16 protein-coding genes are annotated in these 18,027 nt (G+C 72.9%); 14 read left to right on the forward strand and 2 right to left on the reverse strand.

Annotated elements, in window-relative coordinates; genetic code table 11:
* From hemE to ACPEH2_RS02595, 10 genes are all read left to right on the forward strand, one after another.
* Positions 1-1,122 (forward strand): uroporphyrinogen decarboxylase, encoded by a 1,122-nt coding sequence (hemE, locus tag ACPEH2_RS02550; RefSeq protein WP_423718304.1) that lies wholly within the window; start codon positions 1-3, stop codon positions 1,120-1,122.
* The gene (locus tag ACPEH2_RS02555; RefSeq protein ID WP_423718198.1) at positions 1,119-2,507 is read left to right on the forward strand and encodes a protoporphyrinogen/coproporphyrinogen oxidase; all 1,389 of its coding nucleotides are present in this window, start codon (positions 1,119-1,121) and stop codon (positions 2,505-2,507) included. Before hemE ends, ACPEH2_RS02555 begins: the two co-directional genes overlap by 4 nt.
* A complete protein-coding gene (hemQ, locus tag ACPEH2_RS02560) occupies positions 2,497-3,180 on the forward strand; it encodes a hydrogen peroxide-dependent heme synthase (RefSeq protein WP_423718199.1) in 684 nt (227 codons plus the stop codon). The genes ACPEH2_RS02555 and hemQ overlap by 11 nt, the downstream gene beginning before the upstream one ends.
* On the forward strand, positions 3,177-4,415 hold the full coding sequence (locus ACPEH2_RS02565; RefSeq protein ID WP_423718200.1) for a ferrochelatase: 1,239 nt from the start codon (positions 3,177-3,179) through the stop codon (positions 4,413-4,415). The genes hemQ and ACPEH2_RS02565 overlap by 4 nt, the downstream gene beginning before the upstream one ends.
* Positions 4,412-5,329, forward strand: a complete 918-nt coding sequence (gene hemC, locus ACPEH2_RS02570; RefSeq protein ID WP_359917227.1) for a hydroxymethylbilane synthase — start codon at positions 4,412-4,414, stop codon at positions 5,327-5,329. Before ACPEH2_RS02565 ends, hemC begins: the two co-directional genes overlap by 4 nt.
* On the forward strand, positions 5,326-6,099 hold the full coding sequence (locus ACPEH2_RS02575; protein ID WP_423718201.1) for a uroporphyrinogen-III synthase: 774 nt from the start codon (positions 5,326-5,328) through the stop codon (positions 6,097-6,099). The genes hemC and ACPEH2_RS02575 overlap by 4 nt, the downstream gene beginning before the upstream one ends.
* Entirely contained in the window at positions 6,096-7,091 is a 996-nt protein-coding gene (gene hemB / locus ACPEH2_RS02580; protein ID WP_423718202.1) for a porphobilinogen synthase, read from the forward strand. The genes ACPEH2_RS02575 and hemB overlap by 4 nt, the downstream gene beginning before the upstream one ends.
* On the forward strand, positions 7,088-8,392 hold the full coding sequence (gene hemL, locus ACPEH2_RS02585; protein ID WP_359917235.1) for a glutamate-1-semialdehyde 2,1-aminomutase: 1,305 nt from the start codon (positions 7,088-7,090) through the stop codon (positions 8,390-8,392). The genes hemB and hemL overlap by 4 nt, the downstream gene beginning before the upstream one ends.
* A 33-nt stretch (positions 8,393-8,425) precedes the next feature.
* Entirely contained in the window at positions 8,426-9,265 is an 840-nt protein-coding gene (rsmA, locus tag ACPEH2_RS02590) for a 16S rRNA (adenine(1518)-N(6)/adenine(1519)-N(6))-dimethyltransferase RsmA (RefSeq protein WP_359917238.1), read from the forward strand.
* Positions 9,266-9,387: 122 nt separating this feature from the next.
* Positions 9,388-10,302: a phosphodiesterase gene (locus ACPEH2_RS02595; RefSeq protein ID WP_359917240.1), complete on the forward strand. Its 915-nt coding sequence runs from the start codon at positions 9,388-9,390 to the stop codon at positions 10,300-10,302.
* Here ACPEH2_RS02595 and ACPEH2_RS02600 read toward each other — a convergent pair.
* A complete protein-coding gene (locus ACPEH2_RS02600; RefSeq protein ID WP_359917243.1) occupies positions 10,262-11,830 on the reverse strand; it encodes a stealth conserved region 3 domain-containing protein in 1,569 nt (522 codons plus the stop codon). The two genes, ACPEH2_RS02595 and ACPEH2_RS02600, sit on opposite strands and share 41 nt — an antisense overlap.
* A 94-nt stretch (positions 11,831-11,924) precedes the next feature.
* On the opposite strand from ACPEH2_RS02600, the gene mgrA reads away from it, so the two are divergent.
* From mgrA to ACPEH2_RS02620, 4 genes are read left to right on the forward strand one after another with little or no spacing between them, the layout of a single operon-like run.
* Complete coding sequence (gene mgrA, locus ACPEH2_RS02605) at positions 11,925-12,998, forward strand: L-glyceraldehyde 3-phosphate reductase (RefSeq protein ID WP_359917246.1); 1,074 nt, start codon at positions 11,925-11,927, stop codon at positions 12,996-12,998.
* Positions 12,995-13,921, forward strand: a complete 927-nt coding sequence (locus tag ACPEH2_RS02610) for a 4-(cytidine 5'-diphospho)-2-C-methyl-D-erythritol kinase (protein WP_359917249.1) — start codon at positions 12,995-12,997, stop codon at positions 13,919-13,921. The genes mgrA and ACPEH2_RS02610 overlap by 4 nt, the downstream gene beginning before the upstream one ends.
* A gap of 33 nt (positions 13,922-13,954) precedes the next feature.
* Complete coding sequence (locus ACPEH2_RS02615; protein ID WP_359917251.1) at positions 13,955-15,265, forward strand: GNAT family N-acetyltransferase; 1,311 nt, start codon at positions 13,955-13,957, stop codon at positions 15,263-15,265.
* 36 nt (positions 15,266-15,301) lie between these two features.
* On the forward strand, positions 15,302-17,110 hold the full coding sequence (locus ACPEH2_RS02620) for an ABC-F family ATP-binding cassette domain-containing protein (protein WP_359917254.1): 1,809 nt from the start codon (positions 15,302-15,304) through the stop codon (positions 17,108-17,110).
* On the opposite strand, the gene ACPEH2_RS02625 is transcribed toward ACPEH2_RS02620, so the two are convergent.
* Positions 17,111-18,025 (reverse strand): pseudouridine synthase, encoded by a 915-nt coding sequence (locus ACPEH2_RS02625; protein WP_359917849.1) that lies wholly within the window; start codon positions 18,023-18,025, stop codon positions 17,111-17,113.
* Between the last annotated feature and the right edge of the window lie 2 nt (positions 18,026-18,027).

An 18,027-nucleotide genomic window follows, 5' to 3' on the forward strand; every position in this document is an offset into this window, starting at 1 on the left:
ATCATTCCCGGCCTCAGCCACCCCCTCATCGCCGCGCGCACCCGCGAGTCCCGTCTCGTCCGGGCGCTGCTGGGCGATCGTCCGCAGACGACCCCCGTCTGGTTCATGCGGCAGGCGGGGCGATCCCTCCCCGAGTACCGCGCGCTCCGGTCGCAGGGATCGATGATCGACGCGTGCCTCGACCCGGCGCTCGCGAGCGAGATCACGATGCAGCCGGTGCGCCGTCACGGCGTGGACGCGGCGATCTTCTTCAGCGACATCATCGTGCCGCTCGCCCTCATCGGCGTCGACGTCGAGATCGTCGCCGGTCGCGGTCCGGTCTTCTCCCAGCCGCTGCGGACGCCCGCCGACATCGCGCGCACCGTCGCGATCGACCCCGCCCTCGTCACCGAGCGCGGGGAGGTCATCGCCGATGCCGTGGGCCGCACGACCGCGATGCTCGCCGACCTGTCCGAGGAGCGCGGCGAGCCGCTGCCGCTCATCGGGTTCGCCGGCGCGCCGTTCACCCTGGCGGCCTACCTCGTCGAGGGCGGCCCGTCGAAGGACCACCTCGCCGCCCGACGCCTCATCCACGAGGACCCGGCCGCGTGGCACGACCTGACGATGTGGCTCGCCGAGGTCACCGGCCGCTTCCTCGCCCTCCAGATCGAGGCGGGCGCGAGCGCGGGGCAGTTGTTCGACTCGTGGGCGGGCGGGCTGAACCCCGACGACTACCGCGCGTCGGTGCTCCCGGCATCCGTCGCCGCGCTCTCGCACGCCCGGGCGCTGCCGCTGCCCGAGGGCGTCGACCGGCTGCCGCTCGTGCACTTCGGGGTCGGTACGGGCGAGATCCTCGCCGACATGGCGACCCCCGACATCGATGCGCTCGGCGTCGACTACCGGGTCCCGCTCGACGAGGCGCGGCGCCGCATCGGCCGCGACCTGACGATCCAGGGCAACCTCGACCCCGCACTGCTGTTCGCGCCCGAGCCGGTGCGGACGGCGGGTGTGCACCGCGTGCTCGAGGCCGGTCTCGCCGCGCGCGCACACGTGTTCAACCTCGGGCACGGCGTGCCGATGGAGGCCGACCCCGCCGCCATCTCGGCGGTGGTCCGGACGGTCCACGACTGGCGGGCGCCGTGACCGAAGCCCCCCGCCGTCACGACGTCGTCATCGTCGGCGGCGGTGTCGCCGCGCTGACCACGGCGTGGGAGCTCGCCCGCGCCGGCCGCGACGTCGTCGTGCTCGAAGCCGGCGACGCCGTCGGCGGGATGCTGCGCCGCGGGGTCGTCGCGGGAGTCGAGCTCGACCTCGGCGCGGAGTCCTTCGCGACCCGCACGACCGGCGTCGCCGACCTTGCGGCCGACGCCCGACTGGCCGTGCAGTTCGCCCCGCCCCGGCCCGCCGGGGCGCACGTCGCGTTCCGCCGGGGGATGGGGCGCGTCGGACGCGCACCGTTGCCCCGACGGGCGGTGATCGGGATGCCGGCGGACGCCACGGCGGCAGATGTCACCCGCGTCCTCGGTCGCGCCGGTGCCCGTCGTGCGGCGCAGGAGCGCGACCACCCGCTCGACCCGCGGATGTTCGAGGGGACCGAGCCGACGCTGGCCGAGCTCGCGACGGCCCGGTTCGGACCGGCCGTCACCGCCCGTCTGGTCGAACCCCTCTGCGCGAGCGTCTACTCGCAGAGCGCGGGAGCGGTCACCCTCTCGGCGCTGAACCCGGCCCTCTGGCAGCGATTCCGCGAGCTCGGGTCGCTGACCGCCGCCGTCGACACCCTCGCGCCGCAGGCCCGGACGGGCTCCGCTGTGCGCGGCGTCGAAGGCGGCCTCTGGCGCCTCGCCGCCGAGCTCGAGATCGCGGCCCTCCGCGCGGGCGCCGTCATCCGCACCGGTGCGCCCGTCCACGGGATCCGGCCGACGTCGGAGGGCGCCGAGGTCGTCCTCGACGGCGAGACGCTGACGGCGGGCGAGGTGGTCCTCGCGACCGGCCCCGTGTCCGCCGCGGGCCTGCTCGGCGTCACGGCGCCCGAGGCCGCTCCCGTCCGCCTGGTCGTCGCCGCCGTCGCGGCGGCTGCGCTCGATCGTCACCCGGTCGGGTCCGGTGTCATCGCCGCGCCCGACGTGCCCTCGGCCGCGAAGGCCCTCACCCACGTCGACGCGAAGTGGGAGTGGGCCGCGGCCGCCGTACCCGCGGGCGTCCACGTCGTCCGGCTGTCCGCTCGGGATGCCGGCGCCGGCGGGCTCGACACCCCCGCCGAGGTCGCGGCGGCCGTCCGCACCCTCACGGGCGTCGCTGTCAACCCCGCTGACGTGCGGGAGGTCGTGCCGGTCTCCTGGTCGGATGCGGTCGTGACGCCGGAGGTGCAGGCCGCCGTCCGCACCGCCGCCGATTCGCGCGGCATCCGTCTGATCGGGGCGGTCGCCGCCGGCACCGGCCTCGCCTCGGTCATCCCTCACGCTCGCGCCCTCGCGGCGGAACTGCTGTCCCACCCCACCCCCTCCGAAGGAGTACGTCATGTCCGCTGACGATGTGTCAGCCCCCGGCCTCGGCTACACGCTCTTCGCGATCCTCGCCGGCCCCCGTCCGCGCGCCGCCGCCTCCACGGCGGACATCGACACGCTGCGAGCGGTCGTCGACGCGTTGCCCGCCGCCGAGGTGACCCTCCGCGGGTTCTACGACGTCACCGGGATGCGGGCCGAGGCCGACCTCATGGTGTGGCTGCACGGCGAGGACCCGGCCGCCGTCCAGAAAGCCCTCCGCGAGCTCCGCCGCACCCCCGTGCTCGCGGCCTTCACGAACGTGTGGAGCGCGATGGGCGTGCACCGCGAGGCGGAGTTCAACAAGCGGCACGTCCCCGGCTACCTGCGCGGCGAGCACCCCCGCGGCTGGCTCTGCGTGTACCCGTTCGTCCGCAGCTACGAGTGGTACCTGCTGCCCGAGGACGAGCGCTCGCGCATGCTCGCCGAGCACGGCCGCAAGGGCGCCGCCTTCCGCGACGTCGTGGCGAACACCGTGTCGACGTTCGGCCTGAGCGACTACGAATGGCTGCTGCCGCTCGAGAGCGACGACCCGATCAGCCTCGTCGACATGATGCGCGAGCTGCGGGCGACCGACGCACGGCGTCACGTACGCGAGGAGGTGCCGTTCTACACCGGGCGGCGCGTGGAGATCGACGAACTGGCGGAGGTGCTCTCATGAGCGCGCAGAACATCGGGTCCCCGGGCGCGGAGTTCCGTCCCAAGCCGCCCCGCGCATCGGGAGTGGTCGTCGCCGACGGCTGCGTCATCCCGAACGCGACCGAGGGCACGTGCGCCGGTGAGCCCCACGCCACCGTCCCCGTCGCCTACGACGGCATCCTCCTCCTCGGTTTCGGCGGTCCCGAAGGCCAGGACGACGTGATCCCGTTCCTGCGGAACGTCACGGCGGGTCGCGGCATCCCCGACGAACGCCTCGAGGAGGTCGCGCACCACTACCGCCACTTCGGCGGGGTGTCGCCCATCAACGAGCACAACCGCGAGCTGAAGGCCGCCCTCGACGCCGAGCTCTCCGCACGGGGACTCGACCTGCCGGTCTACTGGGGCAACCGCAACTGGATGCCGTACGTCACCGACGCGATCGACGCGGCCGTCGCGGACGGCCGGCGGAAGCTCCTGGCGATCGCGACGAGCGCGTACAGCTCGTACTCGTCGTGCCGGCAGTACCGCGAGGACCTCGCGGACGCCGTCGAGGCCACCGGACACCAGACCGACATCCAGATCGACAAGGTGCGCCAGTTCTTCGATCATCCCGGGTTCGTCGCGCCCTTCGTCGACGGCATCCGTGCGGGCATCGCCGAACTCGCCGAGCGCGGGATCACCGACCTCGAGAACGAGGTGGAGATCCTGTTCTCGACGCACTCCATCCCCACCTCCGACGCCGACCGCTCCGGCCCGCCCGAGCGCGGCTTCGGCCCCGGCGGCGCGTACGTCGCGCAGCACCTCGCGGTCGGCGAGGAGATCATCTCGCGGCTCGGGTTCCCGGGCGCGTGGCAGCTCGTCTTCCAGAGCCGGTCCGGTCCGCCGCAGGTGCCGTGGCTCGAGCCCGACATCAACGACGCGATGCAGGAGCTGCCGGGCCGTGGCCGCAAGGCCGTGCTCATCGTGCCGCTCGGGTTCGTGAGCGACCACATGGAGGTCATGTGGGACCTCGACACCGAGGCGATGGAGACGGCGGAAGAGCTCGGACTCGTCGCGGTCCGCACCGCGACCCCCAGCACCCACCCCGACTACGTCGCGGGTCTCGTCGACCTCGTCGAGGAGCGCCTGAAGGGCACCCCCGCCGCGGAGCGCCCCGCCGTCACCGACCTCGGTCCCTGGTACGACGTGTGCCGTCCGGGATGCTGCGAGAACAAGCGACTCGGCTTCCAGCCCGCGCTGTCGGGTGTGGCACCGTGAGCGCCCCCCTGCGCCTCGGCACCCGCGCGAGCCTGCTGGCGACGACCCAGTCGCAGCATGTGGCGGATGCGGTGGCCGCGGCATCCGGGCGGGACGTCGAACTCGTGCCCATCACCAGTGAGGGCGACGTCCTCACCGGGCCGCTCGCCCAGATGGGCGGCACCGGCGTGTTCGCGACGGCGCTGCGGGACGCGCTCCTGCGGGACGAGTGCGACTTCCTCGTGCACTCGATGAAGGACCTGCCGACCACGCCGTACCCCGGCATCGTCGTGGGCGCCGTCCCCGTGCGGGCATCCCAGCGCGACATCCTCCACTCGCGCGACGGCCTCGCCCTCGATGAGCTCCCGGCCGGCGCGCGCGTCGGCACCGGGTCGCCGCGTCGTGTCGCCCAGGTGCGGGCGCGCCGCCCCGACCTCGTGGTCGAGGGCATCCGCGGCAACGTCGACAGCCGGCTCCGCAAGGTCGCCGACGGGCAGTACGACGCGATCGTCCTCGCCGAGGCGGGGCTCCGTCGCATCGGCCGCGACAGCGCCATCACCGAGGTGCTCGACTGGCCGACCTCGGCCGCCCAGGGGGCGCTCGCCGTCGAGATCCGCGACGGCGACACCGTCGTGGCGGACGCCGTCGGCCGCATCGAGCACGCCGACACCGCCCTGGCCGCCCACCTCGAGCGCGCCGTTCTGCGCCGCCTCGAGGCGGGGTGCGCCGCCCCCGTCGCGATCGACGCGGAGCATCACGGCGACGTCGTGACGCTCGTCGCGCACGTCTACGCCGAGGACGGTTCGCGGTCGGTCGCCGCCTCGCGCCGCCTCGATCCGCACGTCGACGTCGACGCGGCCGCGGCGGACGTCGTCGCCGAGCTCCTCGAGGGCGGTGCCGCCGACCTCGCCGACCTCGCGGGGACCTCCCGATGACCGCGGGAGGACTCCGCGGTACCCGGGTCCTCGTCCCCCGGGGCGGGGCCTGGGGTGACCGCGTCGCGGCCGACCTGCACGCCCGTGGCGCGGACGCCGTCGTCGCACCGCTCATCTCCTCCGCCGCCCCACGCGACACCGCCGCACGCGACCGCGCCTTCGCCGCGCTGTCGGCCGGGGCGTACGCCTGGCTGTTCGTCACCAGCGCGGCGAGCGTCGAGCAGCTGCGGCAGCACGGGGTGCGGATCCCCGACACCACCCGGATCGCCGCCGTCGGCAGGGCCACCGCGCGCGCCCTGACCGAGGCCGGGTGGGAGGTGGACTTCGTCCCCGCCGGGGCGTCCTCGGCCGCGGCCCTCGCCGCCCAGTGGTGCGCCGACCGGGATCCCGCCGCGACCGGGCGTTCGCTCGTCGTGCGCAGCGACCTCGCTCAGGCCGTCGTCAGCGACGAGCTCGAGGTGCGCGGCTTCGCCGTCGACGTCTGCATCGCCTACCGGACCGTCGGCGTCGACCTCGAACCGCAGGTCGCGGACGCGCTCCGCTCCGGCGGCATCGACGTCGTGCTGCTCACCTCGCTGAGCGTCGGCAGGGAGCTGCGCCGCCAGGTCGGGCGGCTCCCGGCATCCACCCTCGTCGCCTCGATCGGACCGGGGACGTCGCGCGACGCGGCGGTCCTCGGATTCACGGTCGGGCACACCGCACAGACCCAGAGCATCGACGCGCTGATCGCCGAGCTCGATGCCCACCTCCCCGTCAAGGAGTCCTCATGACCTCGTTCCCCACCCGTCGCCTGCGCCGTCTGCGCGGCACGCCGGCGCTGCGCCGTATCGCCGCCGAGCACCACCTCGTGCCCTCGCAGCTCGTGCTGCCGGTCTTCGTCAAGGAGGGCATCACCGAGGCGCAGCCGATCGCGAGCATGCCGGGGGTGTCGCAGCATCCGCTCGACGCGATCGCCGACGTCGTCGACGAGGCGGCGGCCGCAGGCCTCGGCGGGATCATGCTCTTCGGTGTCCCCGCCGTCCGCGACGCGGTCGGCAGCGGCGCCACCGATCAGGACGGGATCCTCAACCGCGCGATCGCGGTCGCCGCGCGCGCGGCCGCCGGACGCCTCACGGTGCAGGCCGACCTCTGCCTCGACGAGTTCACCGATCACGGGCACTGCGGGTTGCTGGCCGCGGACGGCTCGGTCGACAACGACGCGACCCTCGAGGTCTACGCCGAGATGGGTGTCGCGCAGGCCCGCGCCGGCGCCGACGTGCTGGGACTGTCGGGGATGATGGACGGCCAGGTCGCCGCGGTCCGCGCGGGATTGGATGCCGCGGGCTTCGCGCACGTCGCGATCCTCGCCTACTCCGCGAAGTACGCCTCGGCGTTCTACGGTCCCTTCCGCGACGCCGTCGAGTCGACCCTCCAGGGCGACCGCCGGACCTACCAGATGGACCCCGCGAACGCGCGCGAAGGTGTCGAGGAGGCGCTCGTCGACATCGCCGAGGGTGCCGACGTCGTCATGGTCAAGCCCGCCATGCCGTACCTCGACGTGCTCGCCCGGGTCTCCGACCGCTCGAACGTCCCGGTCTGGGCGTACCAGGTGTCGGGGGAGTACGCGATGATCGAGCACGCGTCCGCTGCCGGTCTCATCGACCGCGAGCGCGCCATCGGTGAGAGCCTCGTCGGCATCCGCCGCGCCGGCGCCGACGTCATCCTCACCTACTGGGCCGTCGAGGTCGCGCACTGGCTGCGCGCCGGGAAGGAACTCGCATGAGCCGCAACCAGGAGCTGTTCGACCGCGCGCGCGGAGTGATCCCCGGCGGTGTCGACTCACCGGTCCGCGCCTACGGGTCGGTCGGCGGGACGCCGCGGTTCATGGTGTCGGCGCAGGGCGCCTACGTGACGGATGCCGACGGCCGCGACTACGTCGACCTCGTCGCCAGCTGGGGGCCCGCCCTCCTGGGTCACTCGCACCCCGCCGTGATCGACGCGGTGGTGCAGGCCGCCCGGCGCGGGCTCTCGTTCGGAGCGCCGACGGCCGCCGAGACAGAGCTCGCCGAGGAGATCCGCTCGCGCGTCCCCGCCGCCGAGCGGATCCGCCTCGTCTCGACCGGCACCGAGGCGACCATGACGGCGATCCGTCTCGCACGAGCCGCGACCGGCCGCGACCTGCTGATCAAGTTCGCCGGCCACTACCACGGGCACTCCGACGGCCTGCTCGCGCAGGCGGGATCCGGACTCGCGACCCTCGCGCTGCCAGGGTCGGCGGGTGTTCCCGCTCCGATCGCGGCGCAGACCCTCGTCATCGGCTACAACGACCGCGCCGCCGTCGAGGAGGTGTTCCGCGCCCACGAGGGCCGGATCGCCGCGATCATCACCGAGGCCGCCGGCGCCAACATGGGCGTCGTGCCCCCGGCATCCGGGTTCACGGCGTTCCTCTCCGAGATCGCCCACCGGAACGGTGCGCTCCTCATTAGCGACGAGGTGCTCACCGGGTTCCGGTCATCGCGCTCGGGCTACGCCGGTGTACTGGATGCGGCGGGGGAGCACGTCGTCCCCGACCTCATCGCGTTCGGCAAGGTCATCGGCGGCGGGCTCCCCGTCGCCGCCGTCGCCGGGCGGGCCGACATCATGGACCTCCTCGCGCCGACCGGTCCCGTCTACCAGGCCGGCACGCTGTCGGGGAACCCGGTCGCCGTCGCCGCGGGACTCGCGACCCTCTCGCACGCCGACGACGCCGTGTACCGCACGCTCGACGCCGTCGCGCACACCGTCGCGGACGCGGCATCCGCTGCTCTGACGGATGCCGGGGTGCCCCACGTCGTGCAGTGGGCGGGCACCCTCTTCAGCATCTTCTTCGGCGAGTCCGTCGTGAACGGCGTGCCCGACTACGCGACGGCGACGTCGCAGGATGCCGACGCCTACGGTCGCTTCTTCCACGCGATGCTCGAGGGCGGTGTCTCGCTGCCGCCGTCGGCGTTCGAGGCGTGGTTCGTCACGGCCGCGCACGACGACGCCGCGATCGGCCGGATCGTCGAGGCGCTGCCGGCCGCCGCTCGGGCCGCGGCCGGCTGAGGGGCGGGACGGGGCGCCGGTAGGCTGGAACCCATGCCCGTCACCCTCCTCGGAGCCGCCGAGATCCGCGCCCTCGCCGCCGACCTCGACGTCACCCCGACGAAGAAGCTCGGGCAGAACTTCGTCGTCGATGCGAACACGGTGCGCAAGATCGTCACCGCCGCGCGGGTCACCTCCGCCGACCGCGTCGTCGAGGTCGGGCCGGGCCTCGGGTCGCTGACCCTCGCGATCCTCGAGACCGGCGCGCCGGTGACCGCCGTCGAGATCGACCACCGCCTCGCCGAGCGTCTGCCCGCCACCGCGGCGGCGCACGGCGTGCCCGACGGTGCGCTCACCGTCGTCGCCGAGGACGCCCTGCGCGTGAGCGAGCTCCCCGGCGACCCCGACGTCCTGGTCGCGAACCTGCCGTACAACGTGAGCGTTCCCGTGCTCCTGCACTTCATGGAGCACTTCCCGACCATTCAGCGCGGCGTCGTCATGGTGCAGGCCGAGGTCGGCGAACGCCTCGCGGCGCCGTCGGGCTCGAAGGTCTACGGCGCCCCGAGCGTCAAGGCCGCCTGGTACGGCACCTGGCGTCTCGCCGGCACCGTCTCGCGTCAGGTGTTCTGGCCCGTCCCCAACGTCGACAGCGTCCTCGTCGGATTCGAGCGCGACTCCGATGCCCGCGGCACCGAGGAGGAGCGACTCCGCACCTTCGCCATCGTCGACGCCGCGTTCCAGCAGCGTCGCAAGATGCTCCGCCAGGCCCTCTCCGGCGTCCTCGGCGGTTCCTCCGCGGCGGCCAGCGACGTGCTCGAGCGCGCCGGCGTGGCACCCACCGCGCGCGGCGAGGAACTCACGATCGAGGACTTCGTCCGCATCGCCCGCGCCTGAGCCGGCGGCATCCGGTCGCGAGGTCTTCGCGCGTCGTTCACCGCGCGTTCCCGAAACATGCCGGTAACATTTCGGAGCAAGGCGGGGGTACCCGAGCCTCCGCACCGACGGAAGAAGTGACCATGCGCCGCGCCGAGCATCCGGCCGCCGAACGGATCCTGCTCCACCTCAGTGACACGCACCTGCGCGGTCCCGGCCCCCGCCTTTTCGACAGCGTCGACGGCGAGGCCTCGCTCACCGCCGCCCTCCGGGCCATCGAGTCCAGCGGCATCGCCCCCGACGCCGTCGTCTTCACCGGCGACCTCGTCGACCTCGGCGAGGCCGCCGCGTACGACGCGATCCGCGCCCTCGTCGAGCCCTTCGCCGAGCGCTTGGGCGCCCGCCTGCTCTGGGTCATGGGCAACCACGACGACCGGGGCGCGTTCCGTTCCCGACTGCTCGACGACACCCCCACCGACCCGACGGCGCCCTACGACCGCGTCGACGAGCTCGACGGCCTCCGCATCGTGACGCTCGACACGAGCGTGCCCGGCCACCACCACGGCGAGCTCTCCGCCGCCCAGCTGCGCTGGCTGCGGAACGTCCTCGCCACCCCGGCGCCGCTCGGCACCGTCCTGGCGATGCACCACCCGCCCGTCCCGAGCGTGCTGCCGCTCGCGGCGAGCGTCGAGCTGCGCGACCAGCGCCGGCTCGCCGAGGTCGTGCGCGGCACGGACGTGCGCGCGATCATCGCCGGCCACCTGCACTACTCGACGTTTGCGACCTTCGCCGGCATCCCCGTCTCGGTCGCCTCATCGACGTGCTACGCGCAGGACCTCACGGTCCCGGTCGGCGGCACGCGGCCGCAGGACGGCGCCCAGGCGTACAACATGGTGCACGTCTACGACGACACCGTCGTCCACTCGGTGGTCCCGATCGACGCCTCCGCGCCGCTCGAGTACATCGACCCGGACGAGGCTCAGCGTCGTCTGCGGGAAGCCGGTGTCAGCGGGTCGGTCACGCGTGCAGCTCGACCGGGCGTGCCGGCGCTGCACTGACGGCCGGGTCCTCCCACGGCGCACGGATCGGGAAGAGGCGCTCGAGAAGCCCCGTCACGGCCCGCACCCGGACGGGCTCGGGCACCTCGTGGTCGCCGCCGTCGTTGAGGCAGAACATGTCGACGTCGCCGCGCTCGGCGAGCTTCTCCATGCGCCGCAGCGACGCCGCCTGCGTGGTTTGGAAGTACCGCACCCGCGGTGCCGTCGAGGCGATCGCCCGGCCGGTGAACTGCGCGTAGTAGTGGTACAGGCAGTTGGTCACCGAGACGTCGGTCGCGGAACGGAAGCGGGATGCCGCCGTCCGCCGGATCTCCTCGGGGAACTCCCGCTCGAGCTCGAACATCACAGAGCGGCGCAGGGGCGCTGCGCAGTGCTCGAGGTCGCGGACGATCGTGCGGCCGAAGCGCTCCTGCAGCAGTTCGCGGTTCAGGCGCAGCGCGTTGTCGTGCCCGCTGCGGGCGACGCGGCGCGGGCCCGTGCCGATGCGGACGTCGCACTCGACGAACGACGAGACGCCGGCGGGGGAGAAGAAGAGCTCCGGGGAGAGCGGCCGCCCGAAGAACATGTCGTCGTTGGAGTAGAGGAAGTGCTCCGACAGGCCCTCGATGCGATGCAGCTGCGCCTCGACGGCGTGCGAGTTGTGCGTCGGGAGCACGGCGGGGTCCTCGAAGAACTCCTCGCTGCGGACGATCGTCACCTTGGGGTGGTCGAGCAGCCACGCCGGGGCGGGGGAGTCGGTCGCGATGAAGATGCGACGCACCCACGGCGCGTACATGTGGACGCTCCGCAGTGCGTAACGCAGCTCGTCGACGTGGCGGTAGCGGGCGGGACCGTCGTCGCCGTCGCCGACGACGTACTCCGAGAGCTGCGCGGCGCGCTGACGCTGGAACTCCGACGACGACCCGTCGACCCAGGAGAACACCATGTCGATCTCATGCGTGACATCGCCCGGGTGCGGGTCGAACATCCCGTCCAGGGTCTGCCACGTGCGCCCGTAGCGCTCCACCGTGGCCGGTTCGACGTCCTCGGCGGCGAACACGCGACGCGTGAGGTCGTTCGCGTGGGGCGCTTCGACGAGCTCCTCGCCGAAGCGCCAGAACTCGACGCGCACGCCGTAGCCGGCGCCGTAGCGCAACTCGCCGGCGACGCGCGGTCGGAACACCCGCACCGAGGCGGGACCCGAGGCGCGCAGTCGGAGCTCGCCGAACGGCACCGGCGTGCCGCCCTTCGCCTTCGCGTAGAGCGGCTCGGTGACGGCACGGTCCGAGAGCGCGGCGAGGGCGCGAGCCCGGTGGGCGAGGTCGACGACGAGGCCCGGCACGGAGCCCGAGTGACGGATGAGGAGGTGCGGGATGCCGGCATCCGCCAGCGTGTCGGCGATCAGCAGCAGGTCGTCGATGCGGGCCTGCTCGGGGGTGGTGTCGTCATGGCGCAGGTGCAGCATGCCTCCGATGAGGACGATGTCCTCGCGCTCGAGGAGAGCGGTCCAGGAACCACCCTCGGTCGGCAGTGCAGTCAGTCGCGCCATATGTTCTCCCTTTGTGTGCGTCTCCGGTCGGGCAAGACTAAGTCTCCGTCGTTTCACCGACGTTTCGGGTGCCCATCGTCGATAGCCTGGGGGGATGACCGACTACGCGGACCGCTTCCCTTCGTCGCGCAACGGCGACACCCACCGCCCCTATCAGGCGGCATCCTCCCGCTACGATGCGGGGGCGTTCCGCCAGGTCGGCTCGAGCGGCCTGTATCTGCCGGCGATCTCGCTGGGACTGTGGTGGAACTTCGGGGACAACATCCCCTTCGACAACCAGCGTACTCTGCTTCGCCACGCCTTCGATCGGGGCGTCACCCACTTCGACCTGGCGAACAACTACGGCCCGCCGTTCGGGTCCGCCGAGACGAATTTCGGGCGCATGATGCGCGAGGACTTCGCGCCCTACCGTGACGAGATCCTCATCTCGTCGAAGGCGGGATACGACATGTGGCCGGGCCCCTACGGCAACAACGGCTCGCGGAAGTACCTCATCGCGAGCGCCGAGCAGTCGCTGAAGCGGATGGGCGTCGACTACGTCGACATCTTCTACTCGCACCGCGCCGACCCGGTGACTCCCCTCGAGGAGACGATCGGTGCCCTCGACACCCTCGTCCGGCAGGGCAAGGCGCTCTACGTCGGGATCTCGTCGTACAGCGCCGAGCGCACCGAGGAGGCGGTGGCCGTCGCGAAGGACCTCGGGACGCCGCTGGTCATCCACCAGCCCTCCTACTCGATCCTGAACCGTTGGGTCGAGGACGGTCTGACCGACTCGCTGCGCGCCGCCGGTATGGGCGCGATCGCGTTCACGCCGCTCGCGCAGGGCCTGCTGACCGACAAGTACCTCGGCGACGGCACGGCCGACCGGGCGCAGAGCCGATTCTCGCTGCCCGACGGGCAGCTCAACCAGAAGGCGCTCGACACCCTGCGCGGGCTCAACGACATCGCTCAGCAGCGCGGCCAGACGCTCGCACAGATGGCGATCCAGTGGATCCTCCGCGACGATGTCGTGACGTCGGCGCTCATCGGAGCCTCGCGGCCCGAGCAGCTGGATCAGAACCTCGCCGCGACCGAGGGCGCCCCGTTCGACGACGACGAGCTCGCTCGTATCGACGCGCTCTCGGGTGCGATCGACGTCGACCTGTGGGCCGACTCGGCGAACGCGTGAGCCTGAGCATCGACCCGGCCCGGCGCGTGCACGTGCGCGCGCCGGGCAAGCTCAACCTCTTCTTCGACGTGGGGGCCGTCGGTGACGACGGCTACCACGAGGTCGCATCGGTCTACCAGGCGGTGTCGCTGTTCGAGGACCTCTGGGCCTCGCATGACGAGGGCTTCCACCTCACCGTGACCGGCGACGTCGACGTGTCGGGTGTCCCGCTCGACGAGCGCAACCTCGCGCTCCGCGCGGCGCGCGCCGTGACCGAGGCGGTCGGCTGGGAGGGCGGCATCCGTCTGCAGATCCACAAGGGCGTCCCGGTGGCGGGCGGCATGGGCGGAGGGTCGGCGGATGCCGCCGCCGCCCTCGTCGCCGTCAACGAGCTGATCGACGCCGGCCTGTCGACCGCTGAGCTCCACGCGCTCGGCGCGCGACTCGGCGCGGACGTGCCTTTCGCGCTGCTGGGCGGCACCGCCGTCGGCACCGGGCGCGGCGACGAGCTCGCCCCGGCGCTCGGCCGCGGCCGCTTCGCATGGGTGCTCGTCACCGACGGCGACGGGCTCTCGACACCCGAGGTCTACGGCACCCTCGACCGGCTGCGTGAGACGGCTGACATCCGCCCGGGACGCCTCATGCCGGAGGTCGATCCCGCGGTGCTGCGCGCCCTGCGGTCGGGGGATGCCGCGGCCCTGGCCGCCGCGATCCGCAACGACCTCCAGTGGGCCGCCGTCCACCTGCGTCCGGCTCTCGCCGACGTGCTCGACGCGGGCCTGGCCGCCGGGGCCCTGGGCGGACTCGTGTCGGGATCGGGCCCGACGGTCGCGTTCCTCGCGGCCGACGAGGCGCACGCGGACGGGATCGCGGCCCGTCTGGCCGAGCAGGGGCACACCTCCCACGCGGTCACGGGACCCGTCGCCGGCACGCGGATCCTCTGACGCGCGTCGGCGGCTCCCCGTAGCCTGGGACGCATGACCTCCCTCGGCGACGCCTTCCACTCCGCTCCGCTCGACGAGACCCTCCGCGCGGCGATCGAGGCCGACGGCCTCCGCATCGACCGCGTCGGCGACGACGACCGTGCCGCGTCGGACAGGTGGACGGATGCCGTGGCCCGCGGCTTCCTCGACGGCGAACGCAACGACCTGCAGCGCGGCGAGGCGTTCGCGCGCAGCCGCTACCGTCGCAAGATCGGTGTGTACGACCCCGGCGCCGTCCAGCCCGACGAGCCGGTCACGACGTTCGCGTCGTGGATCGCCGAGCTCACCCTGCCAGGCGGTGCCGCCATCCCGATGTGCGCGATCAGCGCCGTCACCGTCGCGCCCACGCACCGCCGCCGGCGTCTGCTCTCGCGGGTCATGGCGGGGGAGCTGCGCACCGCCGTGGCGCAGGGCGCGCCGATCGCGGGCCTGACGGTGAGCGAGTCCGGCATCTACGGCCGGTTCGGGTTCGCCCCCGCCGCGGCGGCGACCTCGTGGGAGATCCGGACGCGCCGCGCCGGGTGGATCGGTCCCGTCGCACCGGGCCGGTTCGACTACGTCACGCGCGAGCAGGCGAGGGATGCCGCCGCCGCGCTGCACGAGCGCACGCGGTTCGCCTCGCCCGGCGAGATCGCGATGCCGGGCGGGCACTGGGACCGCACGTACGGCACGCGGCCCGACGCCGAGAAGGCGGAGCGACTCCGCGCCGTGCAGTACCGCTCGCCGGAGGGCGAGGTCGAGGGTGTCGCGCTGTACTCGGTCAGCGAGAACGACGACGACTGGTCCGCCTCGAACGCCACGGTGCACCAGCTCCTGGCGGTGACCGATGCCGCCTACGCCGGGCTCTGGCGCTTCCTCCTCTCGCTCGATCTCATCGGCACCGTCCGGGCGAGCGAGCTCTCGCTCGACGAGCCGCTCTGGTGGATGATCGCCGACCAGCGCGCCGCCCGCATCACGATCGCGGACCACCACTACCTGCGCATCCTCGACGTCCCGACGGTGCTCGCGGCCCGCGGGTACGACGTCGACGACGTGGTGGCGCTCGAGGTCACCGATCCGCTCGGAATCGCCGACGGCACGTTCGTCCTGTCGGCGGGGGCGGAGCCGGGCGTCGACGTGGTCGACGAGGCGCCCCTCGGCATCCCGCGGGCGACGCTGGGGGTCGCAGAGCTGTCGGCGATCCTGCTCGGCGGCGTCTCGCCCGTGACGCTCGCGCGCGCGGGACGCATCGAGACCGACGATCCGCACCGCCTCGCCCGCGTGTTCGCCTCGACCACCACGCCGCGACTGAGCTTCTGGTACTGAGCAAGCACCCACCGCGCGCCGCGTAGCCTGGAGGCGATGGCACATCTTCTCGGGGCCGAGGCCCTGCACCTGGAGTACCCGACCAAGGTCGTCTTCGACGGCGTCTCGCTCGGTGTCGACGAGGGCGACCGCATCGGCATCGTCGGCCGCAACGGCGACGGCAAATCGAGTCTCATGGCGATGCTGGCGGGGCGGCGCGAGCCGGACTCCGGCCGCGTGACGGTGCGCGGCGGGGTGACGATCGGTGTGCTCGAGCAGACCGACGTGCTGCCCGACGACCTCACCGTGGGTCGTGCGGTGGTCGGCGACGGACCCGAGCACGAGTGGGCCGGCGACCCGCGCGTGCGCGACGTCATCGCGGGTCTCCTCTCGGACCTCGACTGGGATGCCGCCATCGGCACGCTCTCGGGCGGTCAGCGCCGTCGTGTCGCCCTCGCGCAGTTGCTCACCGGTGACTGGGACGTCCTGGCGCTCGACGAACCCACGAACCATCTCGACGTCGAGGGCATCGCCTGGCTCGCCGAGCACCTGAAGCGACGGTGGTCGGCGGCCTCGGGGGCGCTCATGGTCGTCACCCACGACCGGTGGTTCCTCGACGAGGTCTGCACGAAGACGTGGGAGGTGCACGACCGCATCGTCGAGCCCTTCGACGGCGGCTACGCGGCCTACATCCTGCAGCGCGTCGAGCGCGACCGGCAGGCCGCCTCGATCGAGGCGCGCCGGCAGAACCTCGCCCGCAAGGAGCTCGCCTGGCTGCGCCGGGGTGCCCCCGCGCGCACGAGCAAACCGAAGTTCCGCATCGACGCCGCCAACGAGCTCATCGCCGACGTCCCCGAGATCCGCGATCGTGTCTCGCTGCAATCGCTGGCCGTCGCACGGCTCGGCAAGGACGTCGTGGACCTGCTCGACGCGGGGGTCAGCTACGACGGCCGCGAGATCCTGCGCGACGTCGAGTGGCGCATCGCGCCGGGGGAGCGCACCGGCATCCTGGGCGTCAACGGGGCCGGCAAGTCGACGCTCCTGGGCCTCGTCTCCGGTGCCGTCCAGCCGACCGCCGGACGCGTCACGCACGGCAAGACGGTCAAGGTCGCCACCCTCACGCAGCGGATGGACGAGCTCGACCCGCACCTCGACGAGCCCGTCCGCGTCGTCGTCTCTCGCCTGCGGACGACGTACACGTTCGGGGCCGGGTCGAAGGCGCAGGAGCTCACGCCGGGTCAGCTGCTCGAGCGCATGGGCTTCTCGTCGGCTCAGCTCTCCACGCCGGTCAAAGACCTGTCGGGTGGTCAGAAGCGCCGACTCCAGCTCCTCCTGATTCTCCTCGACCAGCCGAACGTCCTCATCCTCGACGAGCCGACGAACGACCTCGACACCGACATGCTCGCCGCCATCGAAGACCTCCTCGACTCGTGGGCCGGCACCCTCATCGTCGTCTCGCACGACCGCTACTTCACGGAGCGCGTCACCGATCAGCAGTACGCCGTCATGGGTGGCACGCTCCGGCACCTGCCCGGCGGGATCGACGAGTACCTGCGCCTGCGGGCCGCTCAGCCGCAGGCGACGGGCGCGGCGCCCACCGCGGGACGACAGGCGGATGCCGCGGCACCACCGGCATCCGCTCTCAGCGGAGCCGAGCGACGCATGGCCGAGAAGGAGGCCACGAGCCTCGAGCGCCGCATCGCGAAACTGAGCGATCAGATCGCGTCGGCGCGCACGGCTCTGGCCGATCACGACCAGGCCGACTACGTCGGGCTCGGCGAGAAGATGCAGCGCATCACCGCGATGGAGGCCGAGGTCGCCGAGGCCGAGGAGCGCTGGTTCGAGCTGAGCGAGCAGCTCGGCTGATCAGGCGGGCGGCGCCTCGCGCAGGCGGAGCCCGGTCGTGAACTCGCGCGGACGGCCCGACAGTGGGTCGACGAAGCGCAGTTCGCGTGCCAGCAGCTGCAGCGGGCGGTCGGGGTCGTCGGGCGCCTCGGCGAGCAGGTCGGGGTAGAACCGGTCGCCGAGGATGCCGAGACCGATCCCGGCGAGGTGCGACCGGAGCTGATGCATGCGCCCGGTCCGGGGATGCAGCCGCAGGTGCGCCCGGTCGGCGATGACCCGAATCGCCTCGACGCGCGTCTCGGCGTTCGGCTCACGGTCCTCGTGCACGATCGCCCGCAGGCTCCCGCGGGAGCTCGTGAGGTGCGAACGGATGACGAGGGGGAGCTCCGGCATTCCGCTGGCGGGGACGGCGGTGACGGCCTCGTAGACCTTGTCGACGGCCCGGTCGGCGAACAGGGTCTGGTAGGCGCCGCGGGTCGCGGGGCGCACGGAGAACATGACGAGACCGGCGGTGGCACGGTCGAGGCGGTGGATGGGCGTGAGATCCGGGTTGTCGAACTGCTGTCGCAGTCGGACGAGCGCCGAATTGCGCAGGAAGCCGCCGCCGGGCGTCGTCGGGAGGAAGTGCGGCTTGTCCACGACGAGCAGATCGTCGTCGAGGTGGCGCACCGTCACCTCGTACGGGATGTCGGGCTCGTCGGGCGGCTCCCGGTAGTACCAGATGAAGTCCTCGGTCCCGAGCGGGGTCTCCCGCGTGAGCCGCGTGCCGTCGAAGGCGACCACGTCGCCCCTGTCGAAGCGGCTGAGGAGGATCTCGGGGTCGATGTGCGCGAACCGGCCCGTCACGTAGTCCGCGATGGTCGCCCAGGGCCCGGTCCGCGGCACGCGCAGACGCGTGGGACCGACCCCGTCACGGACGGGAAGGGGCGCGCGCATCG

The organism is Microbacterium sp. NPDC064942, from assembly GCF_049545525.1.
Lineage (GTDB): Bacteria > Actinomycetota > Actinomycetes > Actinomycetales > Microbacteriaceae > Microbacterium > Microbacterium gawkjiense.

Coding starts and splice junctions, on each gene's coding strand:
- ACPEH2_RS02620 (WP_359917254.1), top strand. CDS start 15,302: ATGGCACATCTTCTCGGGGCCGAGGCCCTGCACCTGGAGTACCCGACC.
- ACPEH2_RS02565 (WP_423718200.1), top strand. CDS start 3,177: ATGAGCGCGCAGAACATCGGGTCCCCGGGCGCGGAGTTCCGTCCCAAG.
- ACPEH2_RS02600 (WP_359917243.1), bottom strand. CDS start 11,830: ATGGCGCGACTGACTGCACTGCCGACCGAGGGTGGTTCCTGGACCGCT.
- hemB (WP_423718202.1), top strand. CDS start 6,096: ATGACCTCGTTCCCCACCCGTCGCCTGCGCCGTCTGCGCGGCACGCCG.
- ACPEH2_RS02615 (WP_359917251.1), top strand. CDS start 13,955: ATGACCTCCCTCGGCGACGCCTTCCACTCCGCTCCGCTCGACGAGACC.
- hemL (WP_359917235.1), top strand. CDS start 7,088: ATGAGCCGCAACCAGGAGCTGTTCGACCGCGCGCGCGGAGTGATCCCC.
- rsmA (WP_359917238.1), top strand. CDS start 8,426: ATGCCCGTCACCCTCCTCGGAGCCGCCGAGATCCGCGCCCTCGCCGCC.
- hemQ (WP_423718199.1), top strand. CDS start 2,497: ATGTCCGCTGACGATGTGTCAGCCCCCGGCCTCGGCTACACGCTCTTC.
- mgrA (WP_359917246.1), top strand. CDS start 11,925: ATGACCGACTACGCGGACCGCTTCCCTTCGTCGCGCAACGGCGACACC.
- ACPEH2_RS02575 (WP_423718201.1), top strand. CDS start 5,326: ATGACCGCGGGAGGACTCCGCGGTACCCGGGTCCTCGTCCCCCGGGGC.
- ACPEH2_RS02625 (WP_359917849.1), bottom strand. CDS start 18,025: ATGCGCGCGCCCCTTCCCGTCCGTGACGGGGTCGGTCCCACGCGTCTG.
- ACPEH2_RS02595 (WP_359917240.1), top strand. CDS start 9,388: ATGCGCCGCGCCGAGCATCCGGCCGCCGAACGGATCCTGCTCCACCTC.